The sequence below is a fragment of the Lactiplantibacillus garii genome (assembly GCF_003885105.1).
GTDB classification, from domain to species: Bacteria; Bacillota; Bacilli; order Lactobacillales; family Lactobacillaceae; genus Lactiplantibacillus; species Lactiplantibacillus garii.
Genome location: NZ_QWZQ01000001.1, coordinates 1 through 17,452, shown reverse-complemented (window position 1 = coordinate 17,452; position 17,452 = coordinate 1). Strand labels below are relative to the sequence as shown.

The following is a 17,452-nucleotide window of genomic DNA, read 5'->3' as shown; positions in this document are numbered from 1 at the left end:
GCACCACTTTTGTCATTTTAAGCATAATCGTTGGGATCAGCCGCCAGCGGCCCGTACTGGTCCATCGCCGCGTCACGGTAATCCCACCATTCGTTTTCGTAGCCGACAAAGCCGGCTGCCGTCATGGCGTCATCCAAGATTTGATAGTAGTGGTCTGCTAACGACTTGCGGGGTGCGTCACGGTGCGCTGCCGCGCTAAAATCATCAAAGGCGGTTGGCATGGGACATTCCTTACCCGCCATGTCGGTTAGCGTCAGGTCAAGGGTCACCCCTTTTTGATGACTAAAGTTAGGGTCGGGTTTGGCCACGAATTCGGGGTCGGGGTATACCTCGAACAACCGTTTTTGGGCACTGACTGGTCGGTAAGCGTCCCAAATTTTTAACCGGTAGCCGTGTGAACGAACGAGTTCACTCGCGCGGGCGAGTTTTTGAGCAGTACCAGTCCGAACGATGGCAGTTGTAAAATCGTAAACTACTTGGTGGGTGAAGTTATTAGTCGTTGCGTAGCGTAAATCCACGATAATTGTCGGATCGAGTTTTTGAACGTTGGTAAAACCCATTAATTCAGTTTGCATTGTGCGGCCTCCCTAGCGCTGTAGTGCCTTCATTGTAACCAATTTAGTGTTAGTTTGCTGACAAAACGAATCCGCTATCAGCGCCAAACATTAAACTAGCTTTTGGCAACCGCCCTTGATATGATGGAGAGCGTTGCATAAATAAAATTATAACGAGGTGAAGCCATGAATCGGCAAACGAAACGTGCCATTTTTATCTTAGTCTTCAGTGAATTTTTAGTCTGTTTGGGAATTAGTTTGGTGATTCCCGTCATGCCGTTTATTAAAAATGAGCTCCACTTAACGGCAACCGACATGGGTGTGATGAACGCACTGTTCGCGCTGGCCCAGTTCGTGGCTTCACCAATTATCGGACGAGTCTCGGACCGCATCGGTCGCAAGCCGGTTTTAACGGTGGGCTTAATTTTATACATGGTCTCGGAATTCTTGTTTGCACTGACTAATCAGCTGTGGGTCTTTAACGTTTCGCGGATCGTTGGGGGCTTATCGGCCGCCATGGTGGTTCCCACCGCCATGGCGTTGGCGTCGGATATTACGACTAAGCGCCAGCGGGCCCGGGTAATCGGGTGGTTATCAGCCGCCTTTAGTGGGGGCCTGATTTTAGGCCCCGGTATTGGGGGCATTCTCGCCGGTATTAGCTACAAGACCCCGTTCTGGGTGGCCGGGAGTTTGGGCTTGCTGAGCGCAATTGTGCTGGTTATCCTGTTACCGGCGGATAAAGAAATTGATCCCGACCGGGGGACGAGTGCTGAGTCTACGGCAACCCAGCACCACCCAATGTCACGGGCATTTTGGACCCTACCGATTATTATCCTGTTTACCATGATCCTGGTTTCCTCGTTTGGACTACAGGGGTTTGAAAGTATTTATAGTATTTACGTCAACGAAGTTTTCCATTTTAGTTTAAACAACATTGCGCTGGTGTTGACGTTAAACGGTCTGATCTCCCTGTTTTTACAAGTGGCGTTGTTTGACACCTTCGTGCAACGCTTTGGCGAACAGCGGGTCATTCGGGTCTGCTTTGCGGCCGCAGCGTTATGTACCATCTGGATCACGCAGGCCCACTCCAAATTAGAAGTGATGGTCGCGACGCTAGTTATCTTTTCCGCCTTTGACTTGTTGCGTCCGGCAATTACCACGTTACTGACTAAGGCCAGCGAGTCGAACCAGGGGCTGATCAACGGGTTAAACATGTCGCTCACGAGTGTGGGCAACATCGTGGGGCCGATTATGTCGGGGATGTTATTAGATATGAATTACCATTACCCGTACCTAGTGGTGGCCGTCTTTTTGATCGTGTCCTACGTCATGGCGTTTGCGCTGCGTTTGCCGGGTCGGAAAACTAAAATTAAATCAGTTTAAAAAGTTATTGCGGGTGCGTTGTTGAAACGGCCCGTTTTTTATTTGCTTCGGTAAATCGGCTTTGTTACACTTAGGCCAAACTAACGGTTAAAGGATGGTGGCTGACGATGGGAATGCATCAGTATTTACAAAGTTTAAGCAACTTGGAGACGATTCAGCGGGCACCGGGGTTCTTTAAATATCAGAACCATTCCGTGGCGGCCCACTCGTTTAAAGTGGCGGAGACCGCCCAATTCCTAGGTGACGTGGAAGAAAATGCCGGTCAAACGGTCAATTGGCGGGCCCTGTACGAGAAGGCCCTTAACCACGACTATAACGAGCGCTTTATCGGGGACATCAAGACCCCGGTCAAGTACGCCACCCCGACGTTGCGAACCATGCTGGCGGACGTGGAACACGAGTTATCGCAGAACTTTGTTCATAACGAGATTCCCGCGGAGTTTCAAGCGGCCTATTCGCGCCGGTTATCCGAAGGAAAGGACGATACGTTGGAAGGCCAAATTTTATCGGTCGCGGATAAAATTGACTTGTTGTACGAGTCGTTTGGCGAAATTCAAAAGGGCAATCCGGAAGTGGTTTTTACCGACATTTACCGGGAAAGCTTAAAGACGATCGTGTCCTTTAAAAGGATGGCCAGTGTGCAATACTTTTTGAAGGCCGTTTTACCGGAAATGTTGGCGGAGCCGTTCACTAATCAGGATCATTTACAGGCGCTGACGAAGCAAATTTTGCGGCCAACTCAGCAATCCGATTAATGGCGAAAGTATGTTCGATGTGCTAGAATTAATAGCGGTTTTGAAGAGATAGGGAGCTTCGAGCGACCTATCTTTTTTAGAGTTGTCAAGTTTAGACGGGGGCTATCAGCAGCGTTAGTACCCCGTTCTTGAAGGATTAACGGGCACCATCAAAATGGGTGGTGGCCGTTAAACGAGTCGGTAAATAAAAAATAAGCAACAATTCAAAGGAGGAGTCACGTTTGATTGATCGCGTAGATAACAATAAGTTTGACCTAGTTTCTGACTATCAACCAACTGGTGATCAACCCCAGGCCATTCAAAAATTGACGGCTGGTATCGAAGCGGGGGAAAAGGAACAGATTTTGATGGGGGCGACCGGGACTGGGAAGACGTTTACCATTTCTAACGTCATTGCCCAAGTGAATAAGCCCACGTTGATCCTTTCCCACAACAAGACGTTGGCGGGGCAGTTATACGGTGAATTTAAGAAGTTTTTCCCGAATAACGCGGTGGAATACTTTGTCAGTTATTATGATTATTATCAGCCGGAAGCCTACGTCCCGTCGAGTGACACGTACATTGAGAAGGATTCTGCTATCAATGATGAAATTGATAAGTTGCGGCACTCCGCTACCAGTTCGTTACTTGAACGCAACGACGTTATCGTGGTGGCGTCCGTTTCGAGTATCTTTGGTTTAGGGGATCCGCACGAGTACAAGGACCACGTGGTTTCGCTGCGGGTCGGGATGCAGATCGACCGTAACGACTTATTACGTAAGTTGGTGGATATTCAGTTCGATCGCAACGACATTGACTTTCAACGGGGCCGTTTCCGGGTACACGGGGACGTCGTGGAAATTTTCCCAGCGTCACGGGACGACCACGCGCTCCGGGTCGAATTTTTTGGAGACGAAATTGACCGGATTCGTGAGATTGATGCGTTGACCGGAGAAGTCGTTGGTGACCGCGATCACGTGGCGATTTTCCCGGCGACCCACTTTATGACCAACGATGACATTATGGAACACGCCATTAACGGTATTCAAAATGAGTTGGACGACCGGTTGAAAGAATTAACGGCGGACGGTAAGTTGTTGGAAGCTCAACGGTTAAAGCAGCGGACGACTTACGACATTGAAATGTTAAAGGAAATGGGGTACACCAGCGGAATTGAAAACTACTCACGGTTCATGGATGGTCGTAAACCGGGGGAACCGCCGTACACCTTACTCGACTTCTTCCCGAAAGATTTCCTGATGGTCGTTGATGAATCCCACGTCACGATGCCCCAGGTCCGCGGGATGTATAACGGTGACCGGGCGCGGAAACAAATGTTAGTCGATTACGGGTTCCGGTTGCCGAGTGCCCTGGATAACCGGCCACTGAAACTGGAAGAGGTTGAACAGCACATTAATCAGGTCGTTTACATGTCGGCAACGCCTGGGCCTTACGAAATGGACCGGACGAAGCACGTTGTGCAACAAATTATCCGACCGACCGGGTTATTGGATCCAACCATTGAGGTCCGGCCAATCATGGGACAAATTGATGACCTTGTGGGGGAAATTAATAAACGGATTGAGCGTAACGAACGGGTCTTTGTCACGACGCTGACCAAGAAGATGGCGGAAGATTTGACCGATTACATGAAGGATTTGGGAATTAAAGTTCGGTACTTGCATAGTGATATTAAAACTTTGGAACGGACCAAGATCATTCGGGATTTACGGCTAGGTAAATTCGACGTGTTGGTCGGCATCAACCTCCTACGGGAAGGAATTGACGTTCCCGAAGTTTCACTGGTAGCCATTTTGGATGCCGACAAGGAAGGCTTCCTCCGTAACGAACGGTCGTTAATCCAAACCATTGGTCGGGCGGCCCGTAACGAACACGGGGCGGTGATCATGTACGCGGATACCACGACCGATTCAATGCAGGCGGCGATTGACGAAACCGCGCGCCGGCGGAAGATTCAAATGCAGTATAATGAGGATCATCATATCACGCCAAAGACCATTAAGAAGGCCATCCCAGAACTGATTGCTTCCACGAAACAAGCGGAAGACACTGGCAAGAAGGACGATTTCTTGGAAACCGACTTTGACGATATGACCCACGAACAACAACTTGATATGATCAGCAAACTTGAAGAACAGATGAAGACCGCCGCTAAGAAACTCGACTTTGAACAAGCCGCAACCCTGCGTGATACGGTCATGGAATTGAAAGCACAGATCAGCTAGGAGGTCTTTTTTTGGCAAATGATAAGATTGTCATTCACGGTGCCCGTGCCCATAACTTAAAGAACATTGACGTCACGATTCCCCGTAATAAATTAGTCGTGATCACCGGGTTATCCGGGTCTGGTAAGAGTTCGTTAGCGTTTGATACGTTGTACGCTGAAGGCCAGCGGCGGTACGTGGAAAGTCTGTCGGCGTACGCCCGGCAATTTTTAGGGCAGATGCAAAAGCCCGACGTGGACTCGATCGACGGGTTGAGCCCGGCGATTTCCATTGACCAAAAGACGACTTCCAAGAACCCGCGGTCAACGGTTGGAACCGTGACGGAAATCAACGACTACTTACGACTACTGTGGGCGCGAGTCGGGCAACCCATCTGTCCCAACGACGGCACCCCAATTGCGAGTCAAACCGTTGAACAAATGGTGGACCGGGTTCAGAAGCTACCAGAACGGACCAAACTTCAAATTTTGTCGCCAATCGTCCGTCAGAAGAAGGGCGAACACAAAAAAGTCTTCGAGAAGATCAAACGGGAAGGCTTTGTGCGGGTCCGGGTCGACGGTGAAATTCACGATATTAGTGAAGAATTTGAACTAAATAAAAATAAACAGCATACGATTGAAATCGTTATCGACCGCATCGTGGTCAAACCGGGGGACCGGTCCCGCTTATTTGATTCGTTTGAAGCCGCTTTACGGTTAAGTGGTGGTTACGCGATTGCCGACGTGATTGGCGGGGACCCCATTTTGTTTTCTGAACATTACGCCTGCCCAATTTGTGGCTTTACGGTGGGAGAACTGGAACCGCGGTTGTTCTCATTCAACGCACCCCAAGGGGCCTGCCCGGACTGTGAAGGTTTGGGTGTTAAGCTGGAAGTTGACGAAGATTTGGTCGTTCCCGATAAAACGTTGACGTTGGCGGAAGGGGCGCTGGCACCTTGGAACCCCATCAGTTCCCAGTACTACCCGGAGATGTTGAAGCAGGCTTGTGAACAACTCGACATTCCCCTAGACGTACCGTACGAAAACTTGTCGAAGGCCGACCAACAGACTGTTTTATACGGTTCTAATGGCAAAACGTTCCACTTCCACTACCAGAACGATTTTGGCGGAGTTCGGGACGTGGATGCCGTTTTTGAAGGGGTCATTAACAACGTGGACCGGCGTTACCACGAAACGAGTAGTGATTTTACCCGCGACGTGATGCGCAAGTACATGACCGAACTGACTTGCCAAACCTGTCACGGCTTCCGTTTGAACCGCAAGGCCCTCTCAGTAAAGGTCGGTGGTGAACACATCGGGACCGTTTCGGACTTGGCAATCGGTAAGGAAATCGACTTTTTCAAGGATCTGCAATTATCGGAAAAGGACCTCGTTATTGCCCAACCGATTTTAAAGGAGATCAAGGACCGGCTGTCCTTCCTGCGTAACGTGGGCTTAGCTTACCTGACGCTTAGTCGGTCGGCCCGGACGTTATCCGGTGGGGAAGCCCAGCGAATTCGGTTGGCAACTCAAATTGGTTCGAATTTATCCGGTGTGCTCTACATTCTGGACGAACCGTCGATTGGGTTACATCAACGGGATAACGACCGTTTGATCAGTTCTTTGAAAAAGATGCGTGACCTGGGGAACACCCTCATCGTGGTTGAACACGACGAAGATACCATGCGAGCCGCCGACTACATTATTGACATCGGCCCGGGTGCCGGTGAAAACGGTGGGGAAGTAATGGCCGCCGGAACACCTAAACAGGTCGCCCGTTCCCGTAAATCGCTGACCGGCCAGTATTTATCTGGTAAACGGTTTATTCCGGTGCCCGATAAACGGCGCACGGGTAACGGTAAAAAAATCCGGGTGACCGGTGCCGCTGAAAATAATTTAAAGAACATTGACGTTGATTTTCCGCTTGGCAAGTTTGTCGTGGTGACCGGGGTTTCCGGTTCCGGGAAGTCCACACTCGTTAACGACGTATTGAAACGGGCGTTAGCACAAAAGTTGAATCACAATTCCGAAAAACCTGGTAAGTACAAGAGCATCAGTGGGGTTAAAAACATTGAACGACTGGTGAACATTGATCAAAGTCCGATTGGCCGGACACCGCGAAGTAACCCGGCGACCTACACGGGGGTCTTCGATAACATTCGTGACCTCTTCGCCCAAACGAACGAGGCCAAACTACGGGGTTACCAAAAGGGCCGCTTTAGTTTCAACATCAAGGGTGGCCGTTGTGAGGCCTGCCACGGTGACGGGATTTTGAAGATTGAAATGAACTTTTTGCCGGACGTATTCGTGCCCTGCGAAGTTTGTCACGGCAAGCAGTATAATTCTGAAACCTTGGAAGTTGAATACAAGGGTAAGAACATTGCCGACGTTTTACAAATGACGGCCTCCGAAGCGCTAGCGTTCTTTGAACCGATTCCTAAGATTCGGCGCAAGTTGCAAACGCTGGTTGACGTGGGCCTCGGCTACGTAAAACTTGGTCAGTCCGCAACGACCTTATCTGGTGGGGAAGCGCAGCGGATGAAGTTAGCGTCCGAACTGCATAAGCAGCAGTCGGGTAAGAACTTTTACATTCTGGACGAACCGACAACCGGGTTGCATAGTGAGGATATCCGGCGCTTGATCGGTGTCTTAAACCGGTTAGTAGACGCAGGTAACACCGTGTTGATTATTGAACACAACCTCGACGTTGTGAAGTCCGCCGACTATTTGATCGACCTCGGACCCGAAGGCGGGGACGGTGGTGGGACCATCGTTGCGACCGGTACGCCGGAGGAAGTCGCTAACGTGGCGGCTAGTTATACGGGCCAGTATTTGAAACCAGTCTTGGAACGGGACCGGGCCCGGGAAGCCAAGGCAACTGCCAAATAATTGACGGAGTGTGCTACACTTAGCATGTAATGTAATTTTAACTAGAGGAGTGTTTTTTAATGGCTAAAGTAGAAAGTTTTACGTTAGATCATACCAAAGTTTTAGCACCTTACGTTCGTAAAATTACGGTGGAACATGGTCCTAAGGGCGATGCCATCACGAATTTTGATTTACGGTTAGTTCAACCTAACAAGTCCGCCATCGATACGGCGGGTTTGCATACGATTGAACACATGTTGGCCGGTTTATTGCGTGACCGGATGGACGGCGTAATCGACTGTTCACCGTTTGGTTGCCGGACTGGTTTTCATTTGATTACTTGGGGTGAACACGACACCGTCGAAGTTGCTAAGGCTTTGAAGTCCTCGTTAGAATTTATCGCGGGTCCCGCTAAGTGGGAAGACGTTCAAGGAACAACGATCGACAGTTGTGGGAACTACAAGGATCACTCCCTGTTTTCCGCTAAGGAATGGGCAAAATTGATCCTTTCACAAGGTATTTCATCCGATCCGTTTGTCCGTAAGGTCGTTGAATAATCCGTTCATAAACTTTAAATTAAGCCAACTACCCGTTTGAAGGTGGTTGGCTTTTTGCGTGGTGCCGGTTATCATTGGGTTAGATAGGTGATGAAAGGGCGGTGAGAAACGTGCCGGCACGGCGGTTGATTGTGTTAGATTTAACGCTAATAATGTTTGCCGTTAGCTTATTTTTCATCTGGCAAAAGGTACTCCACGCACCGTTGGGAGGGTACGCCCTAATTTCAATTGCATTGACCCTGGGGTTATTTATTTACTGGTTGCGATTGGTGATTAAGGATCACAATCGTCACGTTTAACGCAAACCGTTCATCCGTAGTAAGACGGGGTGAACGGTTTTTTGCATTATTGAAAATGAAAATAGGCACAAAATACATAATTTACTGAATAAATGCATAAAAATTCGTGTTAAACGTGAATATTCCGTAAATATCGAATATTTTTGATAATTCGTTGCATAATATTAAAACCGGTGGTACGATACTGTCATTGAGAAATACGAAAGCAAAATTTTATGGAGGTCCTATCAATGGTCAAACAAAATGATAAAATTATTCTCGCCTATTCTGGTGGTTTGGACACGTCCGTTGCCATTAGCTGGTTAAAAGATAAGGGCTACGACGTTGTAGCTTGCGGAATCGACGTTGGCGAAGGTAAAGACATGGATGCCATTAAAGCTAAGGCCCTTAAACTCGGTGCCGTGGCGTCATACATGATCGATGCCAAGCAGGAATTTGCCGAAGAATACGCCTTAATTGCGTTACAAGGCCACACATTATACGAAGGGGAATACCCGTTAGTTTCCGCGTTGTCGCGACCATTGATTGCTAAAAAGCTGGTTACCCTCGCTAAAAAGGAACACGCCGTAGCAATCGCGCACGGTTGTACCGGTAAGGGGAACGACCAAGTTCGGTTTGAAGTTGCCATTCACGCGTTGGCACCGGACATCAAGATTGAAGCGCCCGTTCGTGACTGGCACTGGTCACGGGAAGAGGAAATCGACTACGCTAAGGACCATAACATTCCGGTTCCCATTAACTTGGACAGCCCGTATTCAATTGATGAAAACCTGTGGGGCCGGGCCAACGAATGTGGAATTTTGGAAGACCCTTGGGAAGGTGCACCAGCCGACGCGTTTGACCGGACAAACGCCTTAGCCGATACGCCCGACACCCCAACGACTTTAGAAATCACCTTCGAAGCCGGGGTACCGGTAGCTTTGGACGGTGAAACCATGAACTTGGCCGACCTAATTATTAAGTTGGATAAAATTGCGGGTCAACACGGTATTGGCCGGATCGACCACATCGAAAACCGGTTAGTCGGGATCAAATCCCGGGAAGTTTACGAAGCACCGGCGGCTACCGTTTTGCTGAAGGCGCACAAGGACCTTGAAGATTTGACTTTTGAGCGTGAATTAGCGCACTTTAAGCCAATCATTGAACAAAAGTTATCCGATACGATTTATAACGGCCTTTGGTTCTCACCGTTAATGGAAGCCATGGTTGCCTTTTTGAAGCAGACCCAGCAAGTCGTGAACGGCGTAGTGCGGGTACAACTCTTCAAAGGAAACGTTATCACTGAAGGTCGGAAATCACCAAACTCCTTGTACGATAAGGACTTAGCAACGTACACGGCTGCCGATTCGTTTGATCAACAGGCCGCCGTTGGTTTTATCAAACTATGGGGCTTACCAACCCAGGTTAACGCGCAGGTGCAAGCGAAGGTTCAGGCCGAAGCGAAGGCCAATAAGGAACACGCCTAATGAGTACGAAAAAGTTATGGGGTGGCCGGTTCACGGAAACCGGCGCCAAGTACGTGGATGATTTTGGGGCGTCAATCGGCTTTGACCAGTTGCTGGCCGCCGAAGACATTGCCGGTTCGTTAGCGCACGTTAAGATGTTAAAAAAGACCGGTATTTTACCCGCCGAAGACGTGGATAAGATCGTGGCCGGTTTGGAAACGTTGGACGCGCGGCTAAAGAAGGGCGAACTCGAATTTTCAACCGTCAATGAAGATATTCACATGAACATTGAATCGTTGTTAACGGAAGAAATTGGGCCGGTGGCTGGTAAATTGCACACCGCCCGTTCACGGAACGACCAAGTCGCAACGGATTTTCATTTGTACATGAAGCACCAGTTACCAAAAATTTTAGACCGGCTGCACGCTCTCGAAGAGGTGCTAGTTGACAAGGCCAGTGAAAACGTGGAAACGGTGATGCCGGGTTACACGCACTTACAACACGCCCAACCGATTTCTTACGCGCACTATTTGCTGGCCTATTACCAGATGTTCAAGCGGGACATGGAACGGTTTGAATTCAACATGCAGCACACCGACATCTCGCCGTTGGGAGCCGCGGCCTTGGCCGGAACGACTTTCCCAATTGACCGGGAGTACAGTGCTAAGCTGCTGGGTTTTAGCCAGGTTTATCACAATAGCCTGGACGCCGTGTCGGACCGGGACTTCGTATTAGAATTTTTGAGTAACGCTTCGATTTTAATGATGCACCTATCGCGTTTTTGTGAGGAAATTGTTAGTTGGAGTAGTTATGAATTTAAGTACATTAGTTTAAGCGACCAGTTCTCAACTGGAAGTTCAATCATGCCCCAGAAGAAGAATCCGGACATGGCTGAGTTGATTCGGGGAAAGTCTGGTCGGGTCTACGGGAACCTCATGGGACTACTGACCGTGATGAAGGCCATCCCGCTAGCCTACAATAAAGACTTGCAAGAAGATAAGGAGGGCGCCTTTGATACCGTTACGACCGTGTTAACGAGTTTGCACGTGTTTACCGGCATGCTGGCGACCCTGACCGTTAATGAAGACCGAATGGCGCACGCCACCACCAACGATTTCTCAAACGCCACCGAGTTAGCCGATTACTTAGCCAACAAGGGGATTCCGTTCCGTCAGGCCCATGCGATCGTGGGCAAGCTGGTCCTAGACGGATTAAAGAAAAACCGGCCGTTACAAGATATTCCGTTAAGTGAATACCAAGAAATTTCGCCGTTGATCCAAGAAGACGTGTACCATGACTTGGACGCTAAGGTGGCCGTAGAACGGCGGCACTCGCTGGGCGGTACTGGTTTTGACCAGATCAAGCTGGAGCTCAAGCGGGCCCAGCAACAACTTGCGACTTACCAAACGGTAACGAACGACTAAATTAAGTTATCAATTTGACCATTGATAGGCATACAAGGAGTGTTCCGGTTGGGACACTCCTTTCTTTTCTGAAAAAATTAAGATGAATCTTTAAAGCCTGGTTAAATATGTGGTAAAAATTGGAAACTCTTTCATCAACTGGTATGATGGAGTCAAATAGTATATTGAAGATGTTGCTTAATGTTTGACGATCATCGTTGGGGATTTGATTGGACCGAATTTATGACTGGGATCGTGTTCCTGATTGCCGCCTACTTTGTGATGAAACAACCGAAGGCCGCGTTACTGAGCTTAGTCTTTCTCTTTGCCATTGCGGCCATTATTAGTGGGGTGACGACGATTGCGGGGTATACCAAACTGCGACGGGAGACCGGTTTACGTGCGAACTTTGCCCTCGTTTTTGCCATTATCGATATTTTAGTAGGGCTGTTGTTCCTATTCCACGCACCGACCGGAATTTTAGTCCTGGGTTACGTCTTTGCCTTCTGGTTCTTGATTGATTCGATCGAGCGTTTGACGGTCGTTTCCCACTTGCGGGTCTTTGGAACCGGCTATTTCGTGCTATCACTGATTTTTGACATTATCAGTTTAGTGCTGGGTCTCATGTTACTTTTCAGTCCCGTTGTCGCCGCCTTTACCTTTAACGTCTTAGTTAGCTTCTACTTCGCCGTGTTCGGGATCAACGCGATTTTGATTGCCTTTGCCCGTCGTAACTAAAACGTTACTTAACTGAATTAATGTTTTTAAACGTGGGTCGGCCGGTACGTAAAGGTACGGGTTAGGCCCATTGTTTTCGGCGTACCGGCGGTGAAAAGTAGAAATGACACGCCCGGTATGCTATACTACCAACAATATGGATTAGAGGGAGCAAAAACATGGCAGATTCATTACAATTAGTGATTATCTCGGGGATGAGCGGGGCCGGAAAGACCGTTGCTGTCCAGAGCTTTGAAGATCTCGGCTATTTTTGCATTGATAACATGCCGCCGGCTTTATTGCCTAAATTTTCGGAATTGGTTGAAGAATCCGGAAAAATCAAAAAGGTCGCCCTGGTGATCGACTTACGGTCACGGGCCTTTTACGATGAAATTATGGATATGCTGGCTAACTTGGATAATACCGACTTCGTTTCGACGAAGATCTTATTCCTAGACGCTTCCAACGAAGAACTCGTGTCCCGTTATAAGGAGACCCGGCGTTCCCATCCGTTAGCGATGGAAGGTCGGATCATGGACGGTGTCCGTAAAGAACGCGAACTACTCGCACCTTTAAAGGACCGGGCTTCGTTCGTAATCAACACGTCAACGTTGACCCCGCGGGAACTTCGCGAATCCATTTTTGATAAGTTTGAAACGAGCCCCGACGAGACCTTCCACATTGAAGTGTTGTCGTTCGGGTTTAAATACGGTTTACCAATTGATGCCGACATCGTAATGGACGTCCGGTTCTTACCGAACCCGTACTACGTGCCGGAGTTGAAGAAGCACACCGGCTTGGAAAAACCGGTCGCTGATTACGTGATGCAGCAACCCGCAACCGAGCAATTTTACCAGCAGTTCTTAGGCATGTTGGAGAGCATTATGCCCGGGTACGAAGCTGAGGGTAAGACGAGCCTGACGATTGCCATTGGTTGTACTGGCGGTCAACACCGTTCGGTCGCACTGGCGGAGCGCATTGGCAAAGCCCTGGCTAAGAATTACAAGGTCCACATTAGCCACCGCGACATTGATAAACGAAAGGAAACGGTTAATCGCTCATGAGAAAATACACCTTTAAAACTCAGCGGCCAAAGATCGTGGTGATTGGCGGGGGAACTGGTTTACCAGTTGTCCTGAACGGGTTGCGCAAGCAGGCCGTTGACATCACCGCCATCGTGACGGTCGCTGACGATGGCGGTTCGTCCGGCATCATTCGCAACTACGTCAACGTGGTCCCGCCTGGTGATATTCGGAACGTCATGGTGGCGTTGTCGAATTTACCAGACCTTTACAAGGACATCTTCCAGTACCGTTTTCAGGGGGATGACCAGTTCTTTGCCGGTCACGCGATTGGTAACCTGATCATTGCGGCCCTCACGGAAATGAAGTCCGGGGTGTTTGACGCGGTCCAAGAACTGTCGAAGATGATGCAAGTCGATGGTCACGTTTACCCGGCGGCTAACGAAGCCTTGACGTTACACGGCAAGTTCAAGGACGGAGCCGAACTCGTGGGTGAAGCCGAAATTACGGCAGCCCATAAATCCTTGGACAAGGTGTGGGTCACCGACCGCGATGGTAAGGAACCGACCGCCGTGCAACCGGTGATCGATGCCATTATGGACGCGGACCAAATCGTTTTGGGCCCTGGGAGTCTGTTTACCAGTATTTTACCGAACCTGATGATCAACAATATTGGCCAGGCGGTCTGCCAAACGGACGCCGAGGTCGTTTACATTTGCAATATCATGACGCAAAAGGGCGAAACGGATAACTTTTCGGACGCCGACCACGTGCGGGTCTTAAACCGGCACCTCGGGGAAAACTTTATTAACACCGTGTTAGTAAATACTGAAAAGGTCCCTGAAGACTACATGGATTTCCATAAATTTAACGAAGTTTCCCGCCAAGTAAGCCACGATTTTCGGGGCTTACGGGACCAGCAGTGTAAGGTGATCTCCTCAAACTTTTTAAAGTTACGGGATAACGGTGCCTTTCACGATGGTGATCAAGTTGTCGCGGAACTGATGAATTTAGTGGGTCATTCCGACATTTTAAGATAGGAGGACCGCGAATGTCATACGCCAGTGAAGTTAAAAAAGAACTGACCAACCTTACTGTCCATCGCGAGAATGCCAAGGCCGAACTAATGGCACTAATTCGAATGAATGGGACGATTAGCCTGGCTAATCACCATTTTATTTTGAATATTCAAACCGAAAACCCGGCCATCGCGCGGCGTATCTACCGGTTACTCAAACAGTTTTACGACGTGGCGAGTGAACTGATCGTCCGGCGAAAAATGAAGTTGAATAAAAATAACCTGTACATCGTTCGGTTAAAAACCGGGACGGACATGGTATTAGCCGATTTAGGGATTTTAAAGGATTACCAGATTGTGGAGGTCGCACCCACCGAAGTGTTGACGGACGACGCGGCGGTTCGCTCGTATTTACGGGGGGCCTTTCTAGCCGGTGGTTCCGTCAATAACCCGGAGACGTCCCGGTACCATTTGGAAATTTATTCGCTGTACGAAGAGCATAACCGGATGATTTCGGAAATGATGAACAAGTACGGGTTGAATTCCCGAACAACCGACCGGCGCGGAGGCTTTATTACCTACATCAAGGAAGCCGAAAAAATTGCGGATTTCTTGTCGTTAATTGGTGCGACGAACGGAATGTTAAAGTTTGAAGACGTTCGGATCATGCGCGATATGCGTAATTCGGTCAACCGGCTGGTGAACTGTGAAAATGCCAACATGGACAAAGTCGCCAACGCGTCCAGTAAACAAATTGAAAACATTTTGCTGATCGACGCAACGGTGGGGTTAAAGCAGCTGCCGCCGAAGTTACAGGAGGTCGCGGTCACCCGTTTAGAACACCGTGAAGTGAGCTTGAAGGAACTGGGAACCCTGGTTCCGGGTGGCCCCATTTCCAAGTCCGGTATCAACCACCGGTTACGTAAAATTAACCAGTTTGCGGAACAATTGCAAAAAGACGCTTAACAAGTTGGTCATCCAAATGGGGTGACCAATTTTTTTAGCCAAAACGCACTAAATAAATTTTAGGTAGTAAATTTACTTGACAAAAGTAAGCAGCTAAATCTATACTGAACACATCTTATGAAATCGGAGAGACGTAATCATGCAAAAGTCAGCTAACCAACAAATGATGATGTGCTGCCCATGTTGTGAAACTAACAACATGGTTATTTGCGTTGAATTACAAGCGTCTCTAGTGCATCAAATCTAACGGCATTGAGCTCAAAACGTTATTTTTGAAACGCCTGCTTGGAATCTGACGAGATTCTAAGCAGGCGTTTTTTGTTTCCGGTGGGGGTAAGTAATGATTTTAAAGGTTAAAAAAGGGGCGAAGAAGATTGAAAAAGCGATCAGTATTAACGGTTATTTTTAGTTTAATGTTAGTAACGGTGTTGGCGGCTTGTGGAAAACAAACTAGTCAAAATTCCGGTAACGGCAAGTACGCTAGCAATCAGGTCTTGAATTTATCTTACCCAAGCACGTTAGATTCCATTGACATTTCCAACATGTCCGGTTACGGCAGTACCGGGAACGTCTTCGAAAGTTTGTACCGGTTGGGTAAAAACGGGAGTATTACACCCGGATTAGCTAAGGCAACTAAGGTTTCCAAGGATGGTAAAACTTATACCTTTACGATTCGGGATGCCAAGTGGAGTGACGGGTCTAAAATCACGGCCCAGGACTTTGTTTATTCTTGGAAACGAACGGTGACGCCAGCCACTAAGTCGCAGTATGCCTACCTATTTTCCGGCGTTAAAAACGCGGATGCCATCGTTGCTGGTAAAAAGTCGCCAAGTACGTTGGGGGTTAAAGCGGTTGGTCAGCACACCTTTATTGTGACGCTGGATAAACCCATCAGTTACTTCAAAAAATTAATGACGTACCCACTCTTCGGACCGATTAGTGAAAAGGCCGTTAAAAAGTGGGGGAGCAAGTACGCAACTAAGGCCCAGTACATGCTTTACAGCGGGCCGTTTAAGTTAACGGGTTGGACTGGGACCAACAACAGTTGGCAGTTTGTTAAAAACAACCAGTACTGGGATAAGCAGGCCGTGCATTTACAAAAGATCAATTATACGGTTAACGAAAGCACCACGACGACGTTAAACCTATTCCAGGAAAAGAAGCTGGACCTGACTCAGTTAGCGAGTGAACAGGTAAAAAACATGAAGTCCAACAGCGATTACACGACGTACCCGTACTCCATTACCGCATTTTTGGTCTACAACTTTAAGGACAGTAATGCGACCGTAAAAAAGGCGTTGAACAACCAAAAGATTCGGCAGGCGATTTCCTTATCAATCAACCGGAAAACGTTGGTTAAAAACGTGATTGGTGATGCGTCGACAACGTCTAAAACGTTTGTTCCGCAAGACTTGGCTAACGACCCGAAAACGGGTAAGGACTTTGCGGACGAATCAACGGTGAAAAACTCCACGTCGTATGATACCGCGTTAGCTAAAAAGCTCTGGCAACAAGGTTTAAAGGAAACCGGATTAAAGAAGTTGACACTGCATTTGCTAACGTCCAACGATGAGCCAAACAAGCCAATTTCACAATATTTGAAATCAGCGCTCGAAAAGAACCTTAGCGGGCTAACGGTGGATTTATCGAACATTCCGTCTAAGGTTGCGCAGAGTCGGGCTCAAGCTGGTAACTTCGACCTTTACCTTAGTGGTTGGGGCGCGGACTTTAACGATCCGATTTCACACTTGCAGATCATGACCAGTAACAGTGGTTATAACTACGGAAAATACAGTAGTAGTACTTATAACGGGTTAGTTGACAAGGCTCAAAATAAGGATGCCAACAACGTTAACGCCCGCTGGCAAGACATGTTGCAAGCTGAACGGACCATTATGCAGGATCAGGGGATTACGCCGCTTTACCAAACGGTTTACTCCTACTTGCAAAATCCGAAGGTCAAGGGGATCATTCACAACACTGCTGGTACTCAGTGGAACTACAAGTACGCGTACATTGCTAAATAGTGGGTTAAAAAACACGGTTCGCTTTAAATAGCGGGATATACTCCTCTTTGGGTAGACAAGCAAATAATCAAAGCTTGCCTACCTAAGGAGGAGTTTTTCTATGGGCAAAAAAGGTTCTCGCTATACGATTAAAGAGAAGTTGTTTTACATTGGTCTAGTTACTCAGGGAATGGCTCCTAATGCCGTTCAAAGAAAATATGGAGTTGAACATAGTCAAGTAAACCGATGGGTAAAG

The 17,452-nt window shown here is 48.3% G+C and carries 13 protein-coding genes and 1 pseudogene; 13 read left to right on the top strand and 1 reads right to left on the bottom strand.

All coding sequences use genetic code 11. The features are described 5' to 3' along the window. Nucleotides 1-17: 17 nt before the first annotated feature. Nucleotides 18-575, bottom strand: coding sequence for a M15 family metallopeptidase (locus D1831_RS00070; RefSeq protein WP_125070458.1), 558 nt, complete (start codon nucleotides 573-575; stop codon nucleotides 18-20). A 165-nt stretch (nucleotides 576-740) separates the two neighbouring features. Here D1831_RS00070 and D1831_RS00065 point away from each other — a divergent pair, with 165 nt between their 5' ends. The 13 genes and pseudogenes from D1831_RS00065 to D1831_RS14580 all read left to right on the top strand — a co-directional run. Further along, nucleotides 741-1,937 carry an MFS transporter gene (locus D1831_RS00065; RefSeq protein WP_125070456.1) on the top strand — a complete coding sequence of 399 codons (1,197 nt, stop codon included), beginning with the start codon at nucleotides 741-743 and terminating at the stop codon, nucleotides 1,935-1,937. Between the two features lie 107 nt (nucleotides 1,938-2,044). Further along, complete coding sequence (locus tag D1831_RS00060; RefSeq protein WP_125070454.1) at nucleotides 2,045-2,692, top strand: HD domain-containing protein; 648 nt, start codon at nucleotides 2,045-2,047, stop codon at nucleotides 2,690-2,692. Between the two features lie 221 nt (nucleotides 2,693-2,913). After that, complete coding sequence (gene uvrB / locus D1831_RS00055; protein WP_125070453.1) at nucleotides 2,914-4,917, top strand: excinuclease ABC subunit UvrB; 2,004 nt, start codon at nucleotides 2,914-2,916, stop codon at nucleotides 4,915-4,917. Nucleotides 4,918-4,928: 11 nt separating this feature from the next. Continuing rightward, a complete protein-coding gene (uvrA, locus tag D1831_RS00050) occupies nucleotides 4,929-7,784 on the top strand; it encodes an excinuclease ABC subunit UvrA (protein ID WP_125070451.1) in 2,856 nt (951 codons plus the stop codon). Nucleotides 7,785-7,843: 59 nt separating this feature from the next. After that, nucleotides 7,844-8,320, top strand: coding sequence for an S-ribosylhomocysteine lyase (locus tag D1831_RS00045; RefSeq protein ID WP_125070449.1), 477 nt, complete (start codon nucleotides 7,844-7,846; stop codon nucleotides 8,318-8,320). Nucleotides 8,321-8,849: 529 nt separating this feature from the next. After that, entirely contained in the window at nucleotides 8,850-10,085 is a 1,236-nt protein-coding gene (locus D1831_RS00040) for an argininosuccinate synthase (RefSeq protein WP_125070448.1), read from the top strand. After that, nucleotides 10,085-11,488: an argininosuccinate lyase gene (argH, locus tag D1831_RS00035; protein ID WP_125070447.1), complete on the top strand. Its 1,404-nt coding sequence runs from the start codon at nucleotides 10,085-10,087 to the stop codon at nucleotides 11,486-11,488. Before D1831_RS00040 ends, argH begins: the two co-directional genes overlap by 1 nt. Nucleotides 11,489-11,668: 180 nt before the next feature. Continuing rightward, nucleotides 11,669-12,205, top strand: a complete 537-nt coding sequence (locus tag D1831_RS00030; protein ID WP_125070446.1) for an HdeD family acid-resistance protein — start codon at nucleotides 11,669-11,671, stop codon at nucleotides 12,203-12,205. A gap of 158 nt (nucleotides 12,206-12,363) precedes the next feature. Continuing rightward, the gene (gene rapZ / locus D1831_RS00025; protein WP_125070444.1) at nucleotides 12,364-13,248 is read left to right on the top strand and encodes an RNase adapter RapZ; all 885 of its coding nucleotides are present in this window, start codon (nucleotides 12,364-12,366) and stop codon (nucleotides 13,246-13,248) included. Further along, on the top strand, nucleotides 13,245-14,246 hold the full coding sequence (locus D1831_RS00020) for a gluconeogenesis factor YvcK family protein (protein WP_125070443.1): 1,002 nt from the start codon (nucleotides 13,245-13,247) through the stop codon (nucleotides 14,244-14,246). Before rapZ ends, D1831_RS00020 begins: the two co-directional genes overlap by 4 nt. An 11-nt stretch (nucleotides 14,247-14,257) precedes the next feature. After that, entirely contained in the window at nucleotides 14,258-15,190 is a 933-nt protein-coding gene (whiA, locus tag D1831_RS00015) for a DNA-binding protein WhiA (RefSeq protein WP_125070441.1), read from the top strand. 374 nt (nucleotides 15,191-15,564) lie between these two features. After that, the gene (locus D1831_RS00010) at nucleotides 15,565-17,217 is read left to right on the top strand and encodes a peptide ABC transporter substrate-binding protein (protein ID WP_125070439.1); all 1,653 of its coding nucleotides are present in this window, start codon (nucleotides 15,565-15,567) and stop codon (nucleotides 17,215-17,217) included. Nucleotides 17,218-17,317: 100 nt separating this feature from the next. Beyond that, nucleotides 17,318-17,452, top strand: a pseudogene (locus D1831_RS14580) (helix-turn-helix domain-containing protein); the annotation flags it as partial.